Raw genomic sequence first — 16,915 nt, 5'->3', positions numbered from 1 at the left:
CGGATTGGGAGCAGAAAATCCACCTAACTCAACTGTCCAGATTTGTCGGGCCACCTCTCTGTCGAGGGACCGCGCGACAGCAATCGCAGTGCCGCAACTTCTATTGGATAGAGTGCAGCTCCGACGACTTGGCCCCAGGTTTCACTGCGGGCGGCCAGCCGATAGATCCGGTTGAACAGGGCCCGCATGATCCGACTGCGGCTGCGAACCGGGTCGTTCATGAAGACGAACATGGGCACGACCTTCTCGATAGAGAAACCATTCCGGCGCAGCAGATCACGGACATCGCCCTCTGTTCGCGAGATCTGATGCGTGTCGTGATTGCGACCGTCATCGACCAGGTTGTCCGAGAAGATCAGATAGCCACCGGGCCGGATCAGATCCGAAAAGTTCCGCATCGCCCTTGCGTAGGGTTCCTTCTCCACGATGTGAAACAGCACATCATAGGCGGTGATCACGTCCAGCGAACCCGGTTGCAACGTTTCCGGCAGGTCACTGCCTATGTCGATCTGCATGAACACGGCGTTCGGAAAACGGCCTGAAAGATTCCGGACGGCCGTCGCGGTGATGTCGGCGCCCGCAAGCATGCGCGGGCGGCGCTGTGTCCACTGCTCGATATAGAAGCCGGTCCCCGAACCGACATCCATAATGGACCAGTCCCCGGGATTGCCCTGCAAATGTTTCAGTACATGCCGAAAGGCGCTGGCACGCACACGATACAGCCAGTTGTTGTAGCTGAGCGGCAGGCCGATATCGCCGACCCCCTGCAGGGTGTAATGCTGCGAGAGCCTGCTCTCCCAGTAGTCTCCAGCCTTGAAGGCTGACTTCTCTCCGTCGTCAGACGGCTCTTGGTCATTCATTTCTGGAACTTTCCGGCAGACTGCCGCGTTGCACGCTGCAGGCGCGCGAGCACGGTACGGCGGTAGGCAAGCGCGTTGCCAATGCGGTCAGGGTGCAGCAGTTCGCGCCAGAGTGGTCTGTGGAGCTTGCTGCGGTAGGCTTCCAGGGCTGCCTGCTTTTCCGCCATGTCCAGCGGGCAATCCGGCGATTCGAGCGCGGCGATCACCACACCTGCTCGCATCGCGGCCTTTTCGGTATCGGAGTCGGCGTTCTTCTCCTGCCCGCCATGCACCCGGTCCCAGACCAGGGCAGGCGGCAGGGTCACCACCGGGTAGCGGGCCCCGATCTTCAGCCAGAATTCCATGTCACCCAACTGGCGCATGCCGCTGAAGCCGCCGACGGCCTCGTAGGCGTCGCGGCGAATGATGCCGGATCCGGGCGCTCGCCCGAACAGTTCGCGCCCGTGGAACTCTTCCCTGTAGGCTTCAGCGGGGGAGAAGATCATCGGATGCGGGCGATCGGGCGCGGAATGGGCTGACAGGCCGAAACCGGCCTCCGGGAATTGCTCCATGCACCGCACGAAGACACCCAGACCCCACGGATAGATCATGTCGTCGGAATCGACGTACTTCAGGTACTTTCCTTCTGCGAGACTGGCGGCGTGCTTGCGGTTCGGATAGTCGCCCAGGTTCTTCTCGTTCTGATAGACCCGTACACGGCTGTCGGTGGCTTCCAGCTTCCGTGCGATCTCGACCGTCCTGTCACTCGACCCGTCATCGACCACGATCAGTTCGAAGTCGATAAAGTCGGAGGCCAGAACACTGCCCATCGCGTCGGCGATGAAGTCGGCCCGGTTGTAGGCTGTCATCAGCACACTGACCGTCGGGGCAGGTTTCGTCGTGCCGTTCTCCTGGCTCATCAGTCCTGATCGCCTGTCTTCGTGAAGTAGTCCCTGATGGCAGCGACCACCTGATCCTGCTCCTCTTCGGTCAGAAGCGGATGGATCGGCAGCGACAGGATCTCCGACGCATGGGCATGTGCCACGGGGAAATCGGATGGTGTGTGCCCCAGGCGGTCGTACGCCGAATAGAAGGGCAGGGCGCGGGGGTAGTTGATGACTGTCGGTACGCCCGCTGCCGAGAGATGTTTCTGGAGCGCGTCACGGTCTCCGGTGCGGACCACATACAGGTGGTAGACATGGCGCACGCCGGGACGCTGCGCCGGCAGGATCAGGTCCCCGACCCCGTCGAGCAGGGCATCATAGCGGGCCGCAACCTTGCGGCGGGCATCATTCCAGCCAGGCAGATGGGGCATCTTCACGTTCAGGACGGCCGCCTGCAGCCCGTCCATGCGGCTGCAAATCCCCTCCATGACGTGGTTGTTCTTGCCACCATGGCGAGCAAACAGGGTGGCGAATTCCGCGCTGTCGTCGCGATCGGTGATCAGGCACCCGGCATCGCCCATCGCCCCCAGGTTCTTGCCCGGATAGAAGGAGAAGGTGGCAACGTCGCCGAAGCGACCCACCTGCTGCCCGTCCGCTTCGGCCAGATGTGCCTGGGCACTGTCCTCGATCAGCCAGAGTCCGTGGCGGTCACAGATGGCCTTGATCTCGCCGATCGCCGCAGGCTGTCCATAGAGGTGCACGACAACCACCCCCCTGGTGCGGGGCGTGATCTTCGCCTCGACCTCTGCGGGATCAAGGCAGAAGTAGGCGTCTTCCGTATCGCCGAACACGACCTTCGCCCCGGTCTGGGTGATGGTCTCGCTGGTGGCGATCCAGCTGTGCGCCGTGGTGATGACTTCATCACCCGGTCCGGCCCCCAGGGCCCTGAGCGCGATATAGAGCGCGTCCGTGCCATTGGCGCAGGAAACACAATGCCTCGCGCCGGTCAGGCTGGCGAAATTCTGCTCGAAATCGTCGACATCCTTGCCGCGAATGAACGCGGACGTGTCGATGATGCGGGTGATCGCGTCGTTCAGGGCAGGCTGCAGCGTGTCGTGCAACGCCTTCAGGTCTACGAACTGCATCAGTCAGCGCTCCATACGTCTTGCAGGGTTCCCGACATAGAAGCCGGGTTGGGTAATGTCTTTCGTCACCACTGCTCCGGCGCCGACGACGGCATTGTCGCAGATGCTGACGGGCATGATCGTGGCGTTGGTGCCGATGGAGACATTGTTGCCGATACGGGTGTGGCCCCAGCGGGTGCGGTCCCCGCGCGCCGGCCCGCCGCCGGAAAAGCTGTCGTTGATGAACATCGCGCCGTGGGAGATGAAGCAGTCTTCACCGATGGTCACCAGTTCGCAGATGAAGGCGTGCGACTGCACCCGTGTCCGCGCCCCGATCTCCACTCCGGCCTGGATCTCGACGAACGGACCGACGAAGCAATCGTCGCCCAGCGTGCAGCGATAGATGTTCGACGGTTCGACAATCGTCACGCCCGTGCCGCAGGTGACGTCGCGAATGCCGACGCTCTTCAGGTCAGGAGGCAATCCTGGCCGCCCTGTAGATCTTGTCGATGATCTCGACGGTCTTCAGCCCCTCGAAGCCGATGGTGCCGATGGAGCCTTCGGCAGTCAGAACCTGCTGGATGTTCTGGTAGACATCCTCGTGGTTCGACATGGAGCCCTGGTAGGCCCCGTATTCATTGGGGGGGCGGCCCTGCTTCAACTCCGCCGGGTCCATGCCGGCGATGTTCTCGTATTCGATCTCGTTCAGGTACTGGCCCCCGATCTTGATCGTGCCCTTCTCGCAGAACAGCGTCAGCGACCCCTCCATGTTCCGCCCGAAGCTGTTGATGGTGAAGCTGACGCTGCCGATGGCACCGCTGTAGAAGCGCAGGATCGCGACCCCGGCGTCCTCGAATTCCACCGAGTCCGCATGGCAGTAGTTGTCCATGAAGCTGGCCACGTCCTGCACGTCACCGGCGAGCCAGTAGAGCAGATCGATGAAATGGCTGAACTGAGTGTAGAGCGTGCCGCCATCCATCGCCAGGCTGCCCTTCCAGCTGTCGGCGTAGTAGGCGTCATTGCGGTTCCAGAAGCAGTTCAGATGCACGCTGTAGATGCGCCCCAGGGATCCCTGGTCCAGCAGCTTCTTCAGGTGTTCCACAGGCGGGTTGTAGCGGTTCTGCTTGACGACGAAGAGACGACGGTTGGCTTTCTCGCCTGCCTTGATCATCTCCCCGCACTCGTGAACGGTCAGCGCCATCGGCTTCTCGCAGAGTACATGGTACCCCGCCTCGAACGCCTTGATCGTGTGCTCCGCATGCAGGCCGTTCGGGGTGCAGATCGCGATCACATCCGCCTTGCCGCGCATGTCCTTCAGCATCTGGTCCAGATCGGTGAAGGCTTCGGCCCCCTGCTCGGCCGCAACCTCCTGTGCCTTCTCCGGCACGATATCGCAGACGGCGGTCAGGCGACCGAACTTGGGGGCGTGGCCGGCGTGACGCTGACCGATCCGGCCACAGCCAACGATGGCGAAGCCTGTGCTGTTGGGGGATACCTGCTGCATGTTCTCTTTCAGACTAGTGTTTCAAGGATGAAAAGGGGTCAGACAGTGATGTCTTCGGGACCAAGGTGATTGAACAGCCCTTCGCGCAGGACGGCCTGGCTGGGGTAGTTGACCAGAACGGCCCTGTGCGGACCCTTGAAGACAAACTGGGCACCCGCCGCGACAGCGGAGGCGCCGCCTTCCTTGATCGCGGCCAGGAAATCGGGAATCCCGCGTGCACCGCCGCTGGCAATGACCGGCACATCGACAGCGGCAGTGACCCGCTTGATCAGTTCCATGTCGTAGCCATCGAAGGTTCCGTCGCGATCCATGGCCGTCAGCAGGATCTCGCCCGCCCCGGCATCGACTGCGTTGCGCGCGATCTCCGTGACGTCCCCGGAAACGCGCCTGGAGCCGCATTCGGTCATGACCTTCGGGCCGCCCAGCAGGCCCTTCTTCACGTCAATGCTCGCAACCACGGCCTGGCTGCCGTACATGCGGGCGATCTTGCTCGCCAGTGTCGGCGCACGGTGCAGGGCGGTGTTCAGCACGACCTTCTCGACCCCGGCATCAAAGGCCCGGCGCGCCTGCTCCAGTGTGCGGATGCCACCGCCGTAGCCGAAGGGAATGAAACATTCGCTGGCGATCTCGCGCAGCAGGTCGAAATCCGGTTCCCTGCCTTCCTTCGCGACACCGATGTCGAGCAGCATCAGTTCGTCGACTTCCTTGTCGCTGAAGATGCGCACCGTGTTCACCGGATCACCGATATAGGTCCGCTTGCCGAACTTGATGGTCTTTACCAGACGCCCCTGCTCGATCAGCAGGGTGGGTATGACGCGCACACGTTTCATCGGGGATCAGATCTCATTCGGCGCCTGTCTTTCCTTCGGCGAAGTTGCGCAGCAGCGTCATGCCGAAGCGATGGCTCTTCTCCGGGTGAAACTGAACGCCGATCAGATTGTCGTGCGCGACTGCGGCGCAGAAATCATAGCCATGATGGGCCGTCGCAGCGACATCTGCCGGGTCATCGCACGTCATGTGAAATGAATGCACGAAGTAGAAGCGCGGATCCTCGTGGAAGCCGTGCAATGCCTTCTCCGGCTGCTTCACGTCCAGGCTGGCCCAGCCCATGTGCGGCACCCGGTCGGTCGGTCCAAGTCTGGTGCGGTCGAACGCCAGGACATCGCCATTGATCCAGCCGAGACCGGGCAGTTCGCCCTCGTCACTGCGTCGGGCAAACAGCTGCATGCCGACACATATCCCCAGGATCGGAACGCCGTCGCGGATCACCCGCTGTTCCAGCGCCTCTGCGATGCCCTTCGACTGAATGCTCTCGGCCCCGTAGTCGAAAGCACCGACGCCGGGGAAGATGATCCGGTCGGAAGTCAGGATATCCTCCGCCTCCGACGTGATCGTGGCCTTGATACCCAGCTTCTTCAGCATGTTGCGGATGGAGGCGGGGTTTCCGCAGCCATAGTCGACGATTGTGATCATTCCTGCGGTCATGCGGCGTTCGCCTGCCCGCGCTTGACCGGGATCGGCGGTGTTCCGAGGTATTCCTCATGCAGGGCGGCCAGCGCCGCTGCGCCTTCTGATCTTGCCTTCTCGAACAATGCGATTCCATCCATCATGCCGCGGAAGCACTGGCGCTGGTTGCGCCACCAATGCACTTTCTGACGCAGCGAGAGTGACGGTTCCCGCATCAGTCGCACTGCTTCCCGGGCGGGTTGCGATACCGGTACCCCCGGCGTGGTACCGAAAAGGTCATGGCGCATGAGACAGACAGCGACAGTCCGCTGCAATGTCGTCCTGTAGTTCTGAAGATGATAGTGGAATACACAGGCTGCGGGGTCCCTGACCAGCGCATGACCCGCGCGCAGGGCATCGACACAGATCAGCATGTCCTCTCCATAGACCGTCCTGCGGAAGGGGACAGCCTCCAGGAACGCGCGTCGATACATCGACGTCACATCGTCGATGACGCAGGCCGACTGCTTCGCGGCACCGTCCGCCGCATCGAATTCGGCAGCGCTGCCGAACCGGTGGACGGACCGCACCGGTTCGGAAACAGGCCGGTACCATTCCAGCGGATTGTTGCTGGGATCGTGGGCGACGATCTGGATGCCGCCAACTGCCGCAACGTCTTCGGCGACGAAGCCGGCCTGCAACCGCTCGATCCAGCGGTCGTCCACGGGGCGCGCGTCGCCAACCGTGAAGAGGATGAGTTCGCCGTTGGTCTCACGAACGCCCAGATTGCGAGTGTCGCCGTGATTGAAATCGCCTGGCTCGATCTCCAGCAGACGGGCAAGGTCGTATCCCTGCACGATCTCCTGCGTTCCGTCAGTGGACCCGGAGTCGATCACCAGAATTTCCTTCACCGGCACGGTCTGGCTCAGGATTCCGTCAAGACAGGCGGCGATTCCGGCGGCCTCGTTCTTCACGGGGATGACGACGGATATCGTGGGCTGTTCGGTCATGCTGCTCAGAGATTGAACTGTTGCAGGGCCAGGTTGAGTTCGGCGGTGGTGCCGATGTCGATGTATTTCGCCCCTTCGAACGAGGTGGCCTTGACCCGCATCTTCCGCTCGATTGCATGATTGAAGACGTCCCCCAGCACGACCTCGCGCGTGCCAGGCGTCAGTTTGCCGAGATACTCGCCGATCAATGCGGTGAATGCAGGCGACCAGCAGCAGGCCCCCCAGGTACAGGGCAGGTCCGATGTCTCCGGCTTGTCGTAGGTCCAGATGACGTCGTGGTTCGCATCCATGTCGACCATGCCGAACTTGCTCGGGTTGTCGGTCGGAAACAGGGCCAGTGTCAGATCGGCTTCGTGGCGATCATGAAACGCCAGCAACTGGCTGAAACAATCGGCGGGTTCAATGATCGTGTCCGGCATCCCGAACAGAACCGTATGGTCGTCGAGCCAGGGGCGGGCCAGATCAATGGCGTAGGGCATGCCATGCAGCTCTTCCTGGAACAGGTAGCTGACATGGGCCCCGAAGCGGGTGCCGTTGCCGTAATACTGCATGATATCGGACTTGCCTTCGCCCAGGACGATGAACACCTGCTCCGCGCCGGCCGAGACCAGGTGTTCCAGCAGGTACTGGCTGACCACCTTCGGCCGTTTCTCCAGCACGCCATCAATCATCACGTCCTGATAGCCGACCGGGAAGAGTTCCTTCGGACAGGGAAACGGCTTCAGCCGTGACCCACGACCTGCGGCCGGAATGATTGCAGCGAGGGATCTCGTCATGAGGGTGTGCCTGCCATTTTCGTGACTGGAGTGGTGGTCGGGATCTGGCCGATTGTTCCATTCCCGACGAAGGGGGTCTGCAGCGCTTCGGCCCAGCGGCGAAACAGCGTGAACCGCGTCAGGCGCCCGCCGTAGAGGCAGATGACACCAGCGATGCGCAACGCCTCCAGGGTGCTGACTGCACCCTCCCTGAAAGCCCAGAGCAGGAATGAGACAGCGAGGCGTGGCTGCCCGGAACGGGCGGCACCGGCCACGATTTCCGCCACCATGTAGCGCAGCTCGTTCAGCCGATGCTGCTGACCGTTCTGACGCAGCATTGACGCGGCCTGTTTCGCTACCCTGATCCGGCTCAACTGCTTCTCCGGGCTGAAGAAATTGCCGCGGCTCAGGCTCGTCGGATTTACGCGGTTGTGCAGGTCAGGCGGCAGGTCGAAGAACTTGCGATAGCGGTAGCCCTGGATGTAGGCGCGGAAGAACAGCTCGATATCCTGCCAGAGCATCAGTTCCAGGTCCCACATGCCGATCCGGACAAAGGAGTCCTTGCGCCAGAGAACGCCCGTCCCCTGTGCGATGGCATCGCCGCGGAATTGCCGGGTCAGTTCATCTTCCGGCTTGTCGGTGTTCCACCAGAGGCCGAGGTCATTCGGTACATGCGCGAACATCAACCCGGGAAAGATCGCGAAATCGAGGTCCGGATCGCCTTCCATGGCCTTCACCCGGTTCTCCAGGCAGAAGGGTTCGATGATGTCGTCGGTATCCAGGAACATGACGTAATCGCCAGTGGACATCGAAACGCCTTCGTTCCGGCAGGTGCATGCACCCTTGGGTTGCCATGTGCGATCGAACAGCCGAATCCTGCTGTCCCGCGCGGCATACTCCGCCACGACATCTCTGGTCCTGTCCGTCGAGCCATCGTCGACCACCAGCATTTCCCAGTGGGGCCATGTCTGTGCCAGCACGGAGTCCAGCGTTTCCGCGACAAGGTCCTCGCGGTTGAAACTGGGGGTCAGGATGGAGACGACGGGGGGCATGGCTCAGGCGGTGCGCCGCTTGTACAGGCGCCACAGCGGCAGCAGGGGCTTGAAGATCGGATACCGTGCGAAGAACCACTTGTGGTTCTCGAAGTCCAGATGCCGCCGCGGCGGCGCGCGCATGAAATCTTCGAATTCCTCTTGCGAAATCTGAAGCTTCTTGCAGACAAATTCCAGATCTTCGCGTTGTTCTTCAGGCGAATAGATTTCCTGCTGAAACTCGCGCAAGGCCTCGTCACGGGTCATCTGGCCACTGCACACCAGGTTGGACAGATGGGCCTTTCGCTTGTCGACACCGAATTTCCTGGGCAGCAGATAGCCCTGGTAGAAACGGGTGAAGATCGACTCGTGATGCTTGCCGGTATAGGGGCGCCAGCCAAGTTCCCTCTCGATGGTCTCGCGTACTTCGGCCACGTCATAGGGAATCAGGTTCAGGATCTGGATCTGCTCGATGCCGGATCGCATCAGCTTCCGCCACTTCCGTCGATCCATGAGCGGGTAGTTGCTCAGCTTTCTCGCACCACCATGCTTTCGATAGATGTCCATGATGTTGTAGGCGTCGTACTTCTCGTAGTTCCAGCCATCCGGCATGATGTGCTCGGTAGCGACATTGACTCCGCTGATGATGTACTTGATGCGGTTGCGCATCGCGATGTCGTACAGTGCCCAGAAGATCGCGTGGTCGGTCAGTACCTCGATATCGATGACATATGTCACCAGATCGATGTTCAGCCTGGTGACGATGCGGTCAATGTTCTCGACGGCCAGCTCCGTGTTCCAGCCATTGTCGAAATGTACTGCCAGCGGCCGCAGCCCATGCTGCTTCATCAGGTATGCGATATAGGTGCTGTCCACCCCGCCGGAGAGCCCGATCAGACAGTCGTAGGGCTTTCCCTTTCCCGCCGCCTTCAGCTGTTCGACGGTCCGGTTGAGCTCCGGTTCGGCCTCGTCCCAGGTTCTCGGCACCTTGGCATATGCAATATCGAAGCTGCGGCACTGGTCGCAGACACCATCTTCGTCGAAGGTCAGGTTTGGAGCGTCCGCCTTCGTCAGGATGCAGCGCGAACAGGCGAAATGGTTCTGCTCTGGAACTGTCACTTCACATTCTCCGCTCTGGCAGCGGCATTGGCTGGCAAACCATGAAGCTGATCCTTCAGGTCCATAGATAGGCCGCCCGGTAGGCTTCGAATTCAGCCGCAGGCATATAGCCGATGTAGGGGTCGGTTTCGTTGCGCGGGTGGCAGCGTTCCCTATCCAGGTCCCGGATCTTCCGGGCAGGGTTCCCTGCAATGACGCAATAGCCTTCAGGAAAGGGCTTTGTGACGATGCTGCCGGCGGCGACGATCGTAAAATCACCCAAGGTTACATCGGGCAGGATCACGCAATTGACCCCGATCCAGCAATTCGACCCAATCTCGACGCGACCGGGCAGGTGCTTGTTGAGGTCGTACAGGTCATGATTGGCACTGATGATCGAAGTGCGCGCTGCGATCGCGGTATAGTCTCCGATGATCACGGTGCCGATGCCCTGAATGTAGCATCCTGGTTCTATCCCGGGGTTCGTGTTCCTGCCGACGATGATCTGCTTGGGTTGGGTCACCTTGCTGGTGAAATGGACACCCCAATAGGCGGCACGATTGAAACCAAGCACTTTCTGCATGAACCAGATCGAGAGCGTGATCGGACCCTGCTTGCCCTCGTATGCCTTCAGGAAACGGAATCCTGGCAACAGGACGAGCGCATTGTAGCCCGTTCGCCGCAATGCGCGCCCGAACCGCCGCAGGATGCGAACGGGCAGGGACCCGAACTTGTTGCGGTACTGCAGTTTCATTCGGATGCCTGGCTTGCTGTCCATTCCAGACTGGGATGAATCACCCCGGGCATCCGGACTGCATGTTTTGGTCCCCAGCCGTCATGAACCATTTCGTCGATCTCGAATGCGCAGGTCTCCCCGCTCACGAAATCCTGAATGCGGGGGGTCTCTATGCCGACCCCCACGGTGTACTTGCCATCCAGAAGCATGTGGCCCGGGATGCGCACCGTGCTGCTGTGGCGGCCCTCCGGACGGATGGCGCCGGAACCGCCTGCTTCATAGTCGCTGCTGATCAGGATCAGGGTGCCTTCGGAATTGAACAGGCTGATGCCGACACGCAAGTCGCCCCGTGGGGCGTCGAGTTCATAGTCGACCTCGACAAGAATGTCCTCGTCACTGCCAAGGGCACCCTCGGTCTGGCCGAGATGGTTCTTCACATAGATGCCGCGCAGGCTGACTCCCTCGCTGCCCGGGGCCTGTTCCTTCGGCCAGGTGACAATGCGCGCGGCGGTGCTTCCCAGCGTCATGTACTGTTCGATGATCGCATTGGTTTCGCCGCTGTTCACCACCGTGCCCTGGTTCATGAGGATCGAGCGGGGGCAGAGCTGCCTGACGGCGGCCATGTTGTGGCTGACGAACAGCACGGTCCGGTGCCCCTTCGTGCTCAGGTCCTTCATCTTGCCGAGGCATTTCTGCTGGAACTCGGCGTCGCCGACGGCCAGCACCTCGTCAACGATCAGGATGTCGGTCTCCAGATGCGCGGCGACGGCGAAGGCGAGGCGGACGTGCATGCCGGAGGAATAGCGCTTCACGGGCGTGTCGATGTATTTCGCGCAGCCGGAGAATTCGACGATCTCGTCGAAGCGGGACCGGATCTCCTGCTTGCTCATGCCCAGGATGGCACCGTTGAGGAAGATGTTCTCCCGCCCCGTCAGGTCGGGGTGAAACCCGGTGCCGACTTCCAGCAGACTGGCGATGCGTCCGTTGATGTAGATGCTGCCTTCGGTAGGGGCAGTGACCCGTGAGAGCAGTTTCAGCAGTGTGGACTTGCCCGCACCATTGCGGCCGATGATGCCGACGATATCTCCCTGGCCGACTTCGAAATTGATGTCACGCAAGGCCCAGACGAAATCGCGGGTACCTTCTGAGGCCCGGTCATTGACCGCACCGACCAGGGCATAGGGATCGGGGCGGCCGCGGAGACGTGCCCAGGCCCGGTTCAGGTCGTGCGACAGAGAGCCCGTGCCGACCTCACCAAGACGGTACATCTTGGACACGTTCTCGACCCTGAGTGCCGGGGTACTCATCAGACGGTATCCATGAAATTCTTCTCGACCTGATTGAAGATCACCGTCGCCAGGATCAGCAGGGCCAGGATCACACCGCCGCTGTAGGCCAGATGCATCGGGTCGAAGTCTCCCCGGCCGACAAAGGCATAGCGGAAGGTCTCCACGATGGGCGTGATCGGGTTGGCGAGGATGTAGACCCGATAGGCCTCGGGCAGGGACGAGACGGGATAGATCACCGGCGTCGCATACATCAGCAGCTGGACCCCGAACTGCATCAGGAACCGCAGGTCCCGGTACTTTGTGGTCAGGGCGGAGATGATCATGCCGAGACTGAGACCCAGCGTGCCCATCATCAGCAACAGGACCGGCAGCAGCAGCACGGCCCAGTTCGGACGCACGATCTCCGTCGTCGCCGCGAAATAGGCGACGAAACCGACCAGGATGGTGAACTGGACCGCAAACTTCAGCAGCCCCGACAGCACCACCGAGAGCGGCACGATCACGCGGGGAAAGTAGACCTTGCCGAAGATGTTGGCGTTGATGATGAACGTTTCGGATGTCTTGGTGAAGGCATCGGCAAAGAACGTCCACATGGTGATCCCGGCCAGATAGAAGACCGTGTGTGGCACACCATCGGTGGAGATGTTGGCGATGTTGCCGAAGACGATGGTGAACACGATGGTCATCATCACGGGCTGGATGACGAACCAGATCGGCCCCAGCACTGTCTGCTTGTAGAGCGCAACGAAATCGCGTCGCACCAGCAGCAGCAGCAGGTCACGGTAGGCCCAGATCTCCGCAAGTGGGACGGAGAACAGGCCCCGCTGAGGCTGGATGACACGGGTCCACTGTACATCAGCCTGCGTGGCAGGCAGGCCCGTCGCGATCTTGTCTGTCTCAGTCATGCAGGGCTTTCTCTGACTCGACCATGGCCTTCACGATGTCCTTCATCCGATATCCCGCTGTCCAGCCAAGGTCGCGGGCGGCCCGGCTGGCATCGCCCTGGCCAAACGCGATGTCCGAAGGGCGCTTGAGGTCTTCATCCATTTCGACATGTGCGGCGGCGTCCAGGCCGAGTTCGGCAAATGCCGCATCGCAGAAGGCCTGCAGCGTATGGCTGGTGCCGGTGGCGATGACATAGTCCGACGGCGCGTCGGTCTGCAGCATCCGCCACATTGCATCGACATATTCCGGTGCCCAGCCCCAGTCCCGGCTGACCGAGAGATTGCCGAGCTGCAGTACCCCGCCGCCGTCGCGGGCAATACGGCAGGCGCCGTTGACGATCTTGCGCGTGACGAAGCGGGCGGGCCGCAACGGTGATTCATGATTGAACAGGATGCCTGTGCAGGCGTGCAGGCCATAGGCTTCACGATAGTTCGCGACCGCCCAGTGCGCTGTCGCCTTGGCGGTCGCATAGGGGCTGCGCGGACGGAAGGCGGTATCCTCGTTTGCGGCCTTGCCGCCGGTATCACCGAAACATTCGCTGGAACCGGCATTGTAGAGCTTCATGGGACGCCCGGTGAAGCGCACCGCCTCCAGCAGGTTGATGGTGCCGCCCGCGATACTGTCCAGCGTCTCGACCGGCTGCTGGAACGAGAGGCCGACCGAACTCTGACCGGCGAGATTGTAGATCTCGTCGGGCTCGAAGCGGCTCAGGGTCTGCAGCACACTGCGGAAGTCGGTCAGAACCATGGAGGCGGTCTCGACCCGGTCCGCGATGCCCAGGTGTTCCAGGTTAGTGAAACTGTTGGTCGTGGCATCGCGGGAGGTGCCGATGACCCGATAGCCCTTGTCCAGCAGCAGCCGGGCCAGATAGGCCCCGTCCTGGCCGGACACCCCGCAGATCAGGGCCGTTACCTGGCCGCTCACCGTTTCACCATCCCGTCCAGAATGTCGCGAACGCGCTCGGCAAACTGGCCGAAGGCAAAGTACGAAAGGCCATCGGGCACCCCGCGCGGTGCGTTCAGGCCGCGCCGTATGGCGCCAAGCAGTTCCTCCGGCCGGTCCGGATCGACCATCTCGCCCAGCTGGCCGTCACGCACCGCGTCGCGGCTGCCATCGGTCGAACTGGCGATGACGGGGACGCCGCTCGCCATGGCCTCCAGGAAGACGAAACCGAAGCCCTCGCCCCGGCTCGGCATGACATACAGGTCGGCGAGGCGATAGAGATCAGCCTTCTCCGCTTCCTCGACGAAGCCGGTGAACACGACATGTTCGCCAAGGTGCAGCTCGGCCACCCGGTCTTCCAGCCGCCGCCGGTAGTCGCCGTCGCCGGCGATCAGATAGGCGATGGACGGATCTTCGGCCACCAGGGTCGGCAGCACCTGCAGCACCTCGTCGAAACCCTTCGCACGCTCCTTCGAGACCAGGCGCCCGAACGTCAGCAGGACCTTGCGGTTCTGCAGGCCGAAGCGCGCCGCCAGCACCTCGGATTTCTCGCCCGGGGCATAGTCCTGCAGATGGATCGCGTTGGGCAGCAGGTCGATGCGCGCGTCCGGGACACGGGACCAGGAAGTGAAACGGTCGCGGGTATAGTTGCTGATGGCATAGTACCGGGCGAGGTGGCGGCTGGCCCAGGCTGTCATTCGACGGCTGGAGGGACGCCAGGCCTCGATGCCATAGAGGGCGCCAAGCACCGGTCGGCCGAACAGCTTGCCCAGTGCCCAGGCGAGGGGCGCAAGGTTCAGGTGTCCGCAGTAGATCATGTCGCTCCGCGCGATGCGTGGCAGGTCCCTGACGATGGTCGCGAGGAACCGGACAACGCCACCGGCCGCACCGGTGCGATAGGTCAGCCCTTCCGGCAGGGCCTCCATGGTGTGACTGATCACCCGGGGAACCGCGATCACCTCGGTCACCCTTGGGTGTTGCAGGAAGGCGGAAAGCAGGTCGCGATTGTAGACCGCGACGCCGCCGTGCCCCCCATAGGCATCCGTGATCAGGGCATAGATGCGCATCAGGCGCGCAAGCCTGTTGCTTCGGTGCGACCGTGGAGCTTCCCGTGCCAGTTCCAGGCGGTGCGGATGATCTCGTCCAGTGCAGCAAAGCGTGGTTGCCAGCCCAGTTCACGACGGGCCTTTTCGGCGCTGCCGACAAGGCGGCCGGGGTCGCCCGGGCGGCGCGGGCCGATCTCCACGGGCACGGTCAGGCCGGTGACGCGTTCCACCGCCTGAATGACCTCGAAGACGGAATAGCCAGTGCCGTTGCCCAGATTGAAGGCTCCGGAGGGCAGGCCGCGCTGCAGCCCCTCCAGCGCACGCAGATGCGCATCGGCCAGGTCGGTGACATGGATGTAGTCACGGATGCAGCTGCCGTCCGGCGTGTCGTAGTCATCGCCGAAGACGGTAATGGCGGCCCGTCGCCCGGCCGCGGCATCCAGGATCAGCGGGATCAGATGTGTTTCCGGCGTGTGATCCTCACCGGTCTCGCCATCGGGGTCCGCGCCCGAGGCATTGAAGTAGCGCAGGGCGATCCAGCCCAGACCGTGCGCCTGCTCGAAATCAGCCATCATCCGCTCCACCGTCAGCTTCGACTGGCCGTAGGGATTGATCGGATGCTGCGGTGCATCTTCCGTGATCGGAACGCTCTCCGGCACGCCATAGGTCGCGCAGGTGCTGGAGAACACCATGTGCGCAATGCCGTGATCGCGGATCGCCTCGATCAGGTTCAGGCTGCCTGCCACATTGTTGCGATAGTACTTGCCGGGATCGGTCACCGACTCGCCGACATAGGCGAAGGCGGCGAAATGGATCACGGCCTCCGGCGCATGTTCGGCGATGACTTCATCCAGTCTGGCGCGGTCCAGGATGTCGCCCTGCGCGAACGGTCCCCACTGGACGGCGTGACGGTGACCATGGACAAGATTGTCATACACGATCGGCTCGTGCCCCGCCGCTGCCAGCACCTTGCAGGTATGGGCACCGATGTAGCCGGCGCCGCCTGTGACGAGTACGCGGGTCATTTCTGCTGCGCCTGCTTCTGGGGCACGGACTGGTCGATGTCCGGTTCCAGTTCGACCTTCAGGGCATCGATCTCGGCCTTCAGCGCCTCATATTCGGCCATCTTCCGTTTCAGGAAGCGCCCGGTGAGGGCTGATTTCTCCGAAATGCCCTTTGGTGTCAGGATGTAGGCATAGCGGCGCTTGTCCCGCGCGGCGGAGAAATTGCCGATCTTGACCCACCCCTTCTCGATCAGCGCATTGAGGCAATAGTGCGCGCCGCCGACACTGATCCCGACGGCCTGTGCCAGATCGCGCTGGCTCATCTCCGGATTTTCCTCCAGCAGGCGAAGTACGCGGAAATGCACATCTTCCTGCGATGTCTTGCGACTGCCGGCCATCAGCGGGCGACGGGCCTTGTAGTCTGCTGCGGAATCTGGTTCACCACGGCTACCGCACCGGTCTGCACTGCGGTGCGCCGGTGACGTTGCGGGGGCGGATAGGGGCGGTGAGCCTGCGAATCGGTGCAGATCATGCCGCGTTCATAATTGAGCGATATGTGGCAGGCAAGCCTTGTGACAGCTTATGGAGCCGCGGTTCACGGGCCATGATGACGCACCTGACGTGACGCTTCGCACTTCAAATCCACAACCGCAGATGCAATGTTCATTATTGAGCAATCACTTGACCGAACGAGAGGCCGATGGCGGCGACCGAAACTGCTGAGCGGTGGTATCTGGCGCAGTTGAAACCCAACTGTCAGCGCATCGCGTTGCGCAATCTGGATCGGCAGGGCTTTCGCACATTCCTGCCCCTGCATGACCTGACGACCCGGCAGGGCGGCAGTTTCGTCACCCGCTCCCGGCCGCTGTTTCCCGGTTATCTCTTCGTCGCCTTCGACATGGATGCCGGGGGATGGAGTGCCATCAACAGCACCTATGGCATCACCCGGCTGGTCAGCTTTGGCGCGAAACCCGCACCGGTCCCGGATGAACTGATGACATCCCTTCTGGGGCGCTGTGATGCCGACGGCAAGCTGCTGGCGGAGGTCACCGTGCGGACCGGTGATGCGGTCAGGGTCACCGCTGGCGCTTTCACCGATTTCGTTGGCAGGGTCGAGCGTATTGATCCCGATCAGCGCGTCTGGGTCCTGCTCGACCTTATGGGACGGACCACCCGCGTCAGTCTGGGTCCCGACAGCATGCGCATCGCCTGAACGGTTCCGTTCTCACTGTCGGCCCGCGTCAGCTGTCGGTTCTTCGGCG

General features: G+C 62.0%; 19 protein-coding genes. 1 reads left to right on the top strand and 18 read right to left on the bottom strand.

Annotated features, from left to right (window positions below; translation table 11 throughout):
• Positions 1-23: 23 nt before the first annotated feature.
• Genes QGV54_RS12625 through QGV54_RS12540 form a run of 18 tightly spaced genes read right to left on the bottom strand, consistent with a single transcriptional unit; the run spans position 24 to position 16,051 of the window.
• Positions 24-860 (bottom strand): class I SAM-dependent methyltransferase, encoded by an 837-nt coding sequence (locus QGV54_RS12625; RefSeq protein WP_281019930.1) that lies wholly within the window; start codon positions 858-860, stop codon positions 24-26.
• Positions 857-1,759, bottom strand: a complete 903-nt coding sequence (locus tag QGV54_RS12620) for a glycosyltransferase family A protein (protein WP_281016463.1) — start codon at positions 1,757-1,759, stop codon at positions 857-859. The genes QGV54_RS12625 and QGV54_RS12620 overlap by 4 nt, the downstream gene beginning before the upstream one ends.
• Positions 1,759-2,868: a DegT/DnrJ/EryC1/StrS family aminotransferase gene (locus QGV54_RS12615; RefSeq protein ID WP_281016464.1), complete on the bottom strand. Its 1,110-nt coding sequence runs from the start codon at positions 2,866-2,868 to the stop codon at positions 1,759-1,761. Before QGV54_RS12615 ends, QGV54_RS12620 begins: the two co-directional genes overlap by 1 nt.
• A gap of 3 nt (positions 2,869-2,871) precedes the next feature.
• Positions 2,872-3,330: an acyltransferase gene (locus tag QGV54_RS12610; RefSeq protein WP_281016465.1), complete on the bottom strand. Its 459-nt coding sequence runs from the start codon at positions 3,328-3,330 to the stop codon at positions 2,872-2,874.
• Positions 3,320-4,351 (bottom strand): Gfo/Idh/MocA family oxidoreductase, encoded by a 1,032-nt coding sequence (locus tag QGV54_RS12605; RefSeq protein ID WP_281016466.1) that lies wholly within the window; start codon positions 4,349-4,351, stop codon positions 3,320-3,322. Before QGV54_RS12605 ends, QGV54_RS12610 begins: the two co-directional genes overlap by 11 nt.
• A 38-nt stretch (positions 4,352-4,389) precedes the next feature.
• Entirely contained in the window at positions 4,390-5,181 is a 792-nt protein-coding gene (locus tag QGV54_RS12600; RefSeq protein ID WP_281016467.1) for an AglZ/HisF2 family acetamidino modification protein, read from the bottom strand.
• A 13-nt stretch (positions 5,182-5,194) separates the two neighbouring features.
• Positions 5,195-5,836 carry an imidazole glycerol phosphate synthase subunit HisH gene (gene hisH / locus QGV54_RS12595; protein ID WP_281016468.1) on the bottom strand — a complete coding sequence of 214 codons (642 nt, stop codon included), beginning with the start codon at positions 5,834-5,836 and terminating at the stop codon, positions 5,195-5,197.
• Positions 5,833-6,807: a glycosyltransferase gene (locus QGV54_RS12590; protein ID WP_281016469.1), complete on the bottom strand. Its 975-nt coding sequence runs from the start codon at positions 6,805-6,807 to the stop codon at positions 5,833-5,835. Before QGV54_RS12590 ends, hisH begins: the two co-directional genes overlap by 4 nt.
• A 5-nt stretch (positions 6,808-6,812) precedes the next feature.
• Complete coding sequence (locus QGV54_RS12585; RefSeq protein WP_281016470.1) at positions 6,813-7,583, bottom strand: nucleotidyltransferase family protein; 771 nt, start codon at positions 7,581-7,583, stop codon at positions 6,813-6,815.
• Positions 7,580-8,614 carry a glycosyltransferase family 2 protein gene (locus tag QGV54_RS12580; RefSeq protein ID WP_281016471.1) on the bottom strand — a complete coding sequence of 345 codons (1,035 nt, stop codon included), beginning with the start codon at positions 8,612-8,614 and terminating at the stop codon, positions 7,580-7,582. The genes QGV54_RS12585 and QGV54_RS12580 overlap by 4 nt, the downstream gene beginning before the upstream one ends.
• 3 nt (positions 8,615-8,617) lie before the next feature.
• Positions 8,618-9,712 (bottom strand): 7-cyano-7-deazaguanine synthase, encoded by a 1,095-nt coding sequence (locus QGV54_RS12575; protein ID WP_281016472.1) that lies wholly within the window; start codon positions 9,710-9,712, stop codon positions 8,618-8,620.
• A gap of 55 nt (positions 9,713-9,767) precedes the next feature.
• Positions 9,768-10,445 (bottom strand): acyltransferase, encoded by a 678-nt coding sequence (locus QGV54_RS12570; RefSeq protein WP_281016473.1) that lies wholly within the window; start codon positions 10,443-10,445, stop codon positions 9,768-9,770.
• Entirely contained in the window at positions 10,442-11,734 is a 1,293-nt protein-coding gene (locus QGV54_RS12565; protein ID WP_281016474.1) for an ABC transporter ATP-binding protein, read from the bottom strand. The genes QGV54_RS12570 and QGV54_RS12565 overlap by 4 nt, the downstream gene beginning before the upstream one ends.
• Positions 11,734-12,621: an ABC transporter permease gene (locus QGV54_RS12560; protein ID WP_281016475.1), complete on the bottom strand. Its 888-nt coding sequence runs from the start codon at positions 12,619-12,621 to the stop codon at positions 11,734-11,736. Before QGV54_RS12560 ends, QGV54_RS12565 begins: the two co-directional genes overlap by 1 nt.
• Entirely contained in the window at positions 12,614-13,585 is a 972-nt protein-coding gene (locus QGV54_RS12555) for a GDP-mannose 4,6-dehydratase (RefSeq protein ID WP_281016476.1), read from the bottom strand. Before QGV54_RS12555 ends, QGV54_RS12560 begins: the two co-directional genes overlap by 8 nt.
• Positions 13,582-14,670, bottom strand: coding sequence for a glycosyltransferase family 4 protein (locus QGV54_RS12550; protein WP_281016477.1), 1,089 nt, complete (start codon positions 14,668-14,670; stop codon positions 13,582-13,584). Before QGV54_RS12550 ends, QGV54_RS12555 begins: the two co-directional genes overlap by 4 nt.
• Positions 14,670-15,674: a UDP-glucose 4-epimerase GalE gene (gene galE / locus QGV54_RS12545; RefSeq protein ID WP_281016478.1), complete on the bottom strand. Its 1,005-nt coding sequence runs from the start codon at positions 15,672-15,674 to the stop codon at positions 14,670-14,672. The genes QGV54_RS12550 and galE overlap by 1 nt, the downstream gene beginning before the upstream one ends.
• A complete protein-coding gene (locus QGV54_RS12540) occupies positions 15,671-16,051 on the bottom strand; it encodes a MarR family EPS-associated transcriptional regulator (RefSeq protein WP_281016479.1) in 381 nt (126 codons plus the stop codon). Before QGV54_RS12540 ends, galE begins: the two co-directional genes overlap by 4 nt.
• A gap of 302 nt (positions 16,052-16,353) precedes the next feature.
• Here QGV54_RS12540 and QGV54_RS12535 point away from each other — a divergent pair, with 302 nt between their 5' ends.
• Entirely contained in the window at positions 16,354-16,866 is a 513-nt protein-coding gene (locus QGV54_RS12535; protein ID WP_281016480.1) for a transcriptional activator RfaH, read from the top strand.
• Positions 16,867-16,915 lie beyond the last annotated feature (49 nt).

It is taken from the genome of Minwuia sp. IMCC3060, assembly GCF_029909435.1.
GTDB lineage: Bacteria > Pseudomonadota > Alphaproteobacteria > Minwuiales > Minwuiaceae > Minwuia.
This window is presented reverse-complemented; position numbering and strand designations above follow the sequence as displayed.

Excerpts from the sequence above, each read along its gene's own strand:
- QGV54_RS12625 (WP_281019930.1), bottom strand. The coding sequence starts at position 860 with ATGAATGACCAAGAGCCGTCTGACGACGGAGAGAAGTCAGCCTTCAAG.
- QGV54_RS12620 (WP_281016463.1), bottom strand. The coding sequence starts at position 1,759 with ATGAGCCAGGAGAACGGCACGACGAAACCTGCCCCGACGGTCAGTGTG.
- QGV54_RS12615 (WP_281016464.1), bottom strand. The coding sequence starts at position 2,868 with ATGCAGTTCGTAGACCTGAAGGCGTTGCACGACACGCTGCAGCCTGCC.
- QGV54_RS12605 (WP_281016466.1), bottom strand. The coding sequence starts at position 4,351 with ATGCAGCAGGTATCCCCCAACAGCACAGGCTTCGCCATCGTTGGCTGT.
- QGV54_RS12600 (WP_281016467.1), bottom strand. The coding sequence starts at position 5,181 with ATGAAACGTGTGCGCGTCATACCCACCCTGCTGATCGAGCAGGGGCGT.
- hisH (WP_281016468.1), bottom strand. The coding sequence starts at position 5,836 with ATGACCGCAGGAATGATCACAATCGTCGACTATGGCTGCGGAAACCCC.
- QGV54_RS12590 (WP_281016469.1), bottom strand. The coding sequence starts at position 6,807 with ATGACCGAACAGCCCACGATATCCGTCGTCATCCCCGTGAAGAACGAG.
- QGV54_RS12585 (WP_281016470.1), bottom strand. The coding sequence starts at position 7,583 with ATGACGAGATCCCTCGCTGCAATCATTCCGGCCGCAGGTCGTGGGTCA.
- QGV54_RS12580 (WP_281016471.1), bottom strand. The coding sequence starts at position 8,614 with ATGCCCCCCGTCGTCTCCATCCTGACCCCCAGTTTCAACCGCGAGGAC.
- QGV54_RS12570 (WP_281016473.1), bottom strand. The coding sequence starts at position 10,445 with ATGAAACTGCAGTACCGCAACAAGTTCGGGTCCCTGCCCGTTCGCATC.
- QGV54_RS12565 (WP_281016474.1), bottom strand. The coding sequence starts at position 11,734 with ATGAGTACCCCGGCACTCAGGGTCGAGAACGTGTCCAAGATGTACCGT.
- QGV54_RS12560 (WP_281016475.1), bottom strand. The coding sequence starts at position 12,621 with ATGACTGAGACAGACAAGATCGCGACGGGCCTGCCTGCCACGCAGGCT.
- QGV54_RS12550 (WP_281016477.1), bottom strand. The coding sequence starts at position 14,670 with ATGCGCATCTATGCCCTGATCACGGATGCCTATGGGGGGCACGGCGGC.
- galE (WP_281016478.1), bottom strand. The coding sequence starts at position 15,674 with ATGACCCGCGTACTCGTCACAGGCGGCGCCGGCTACATCGGTGCCCAT.
- QGV54_RS12540 (WP_281016479.1), bottom strand. The coding sequence starts at position 16,051 with ATGGCCGGCAGTCGCAAGACATCGCAGGAAGATGTGCATTTCCGCGTA.
- QGV54_RS12535 (WP_281016480.1), top strand. The coding sequence starts at position 16,354 with ATGGCGGCGACCGAAACTGCTGAGCGGTGGTATCTGGCGCAGTTGAAA.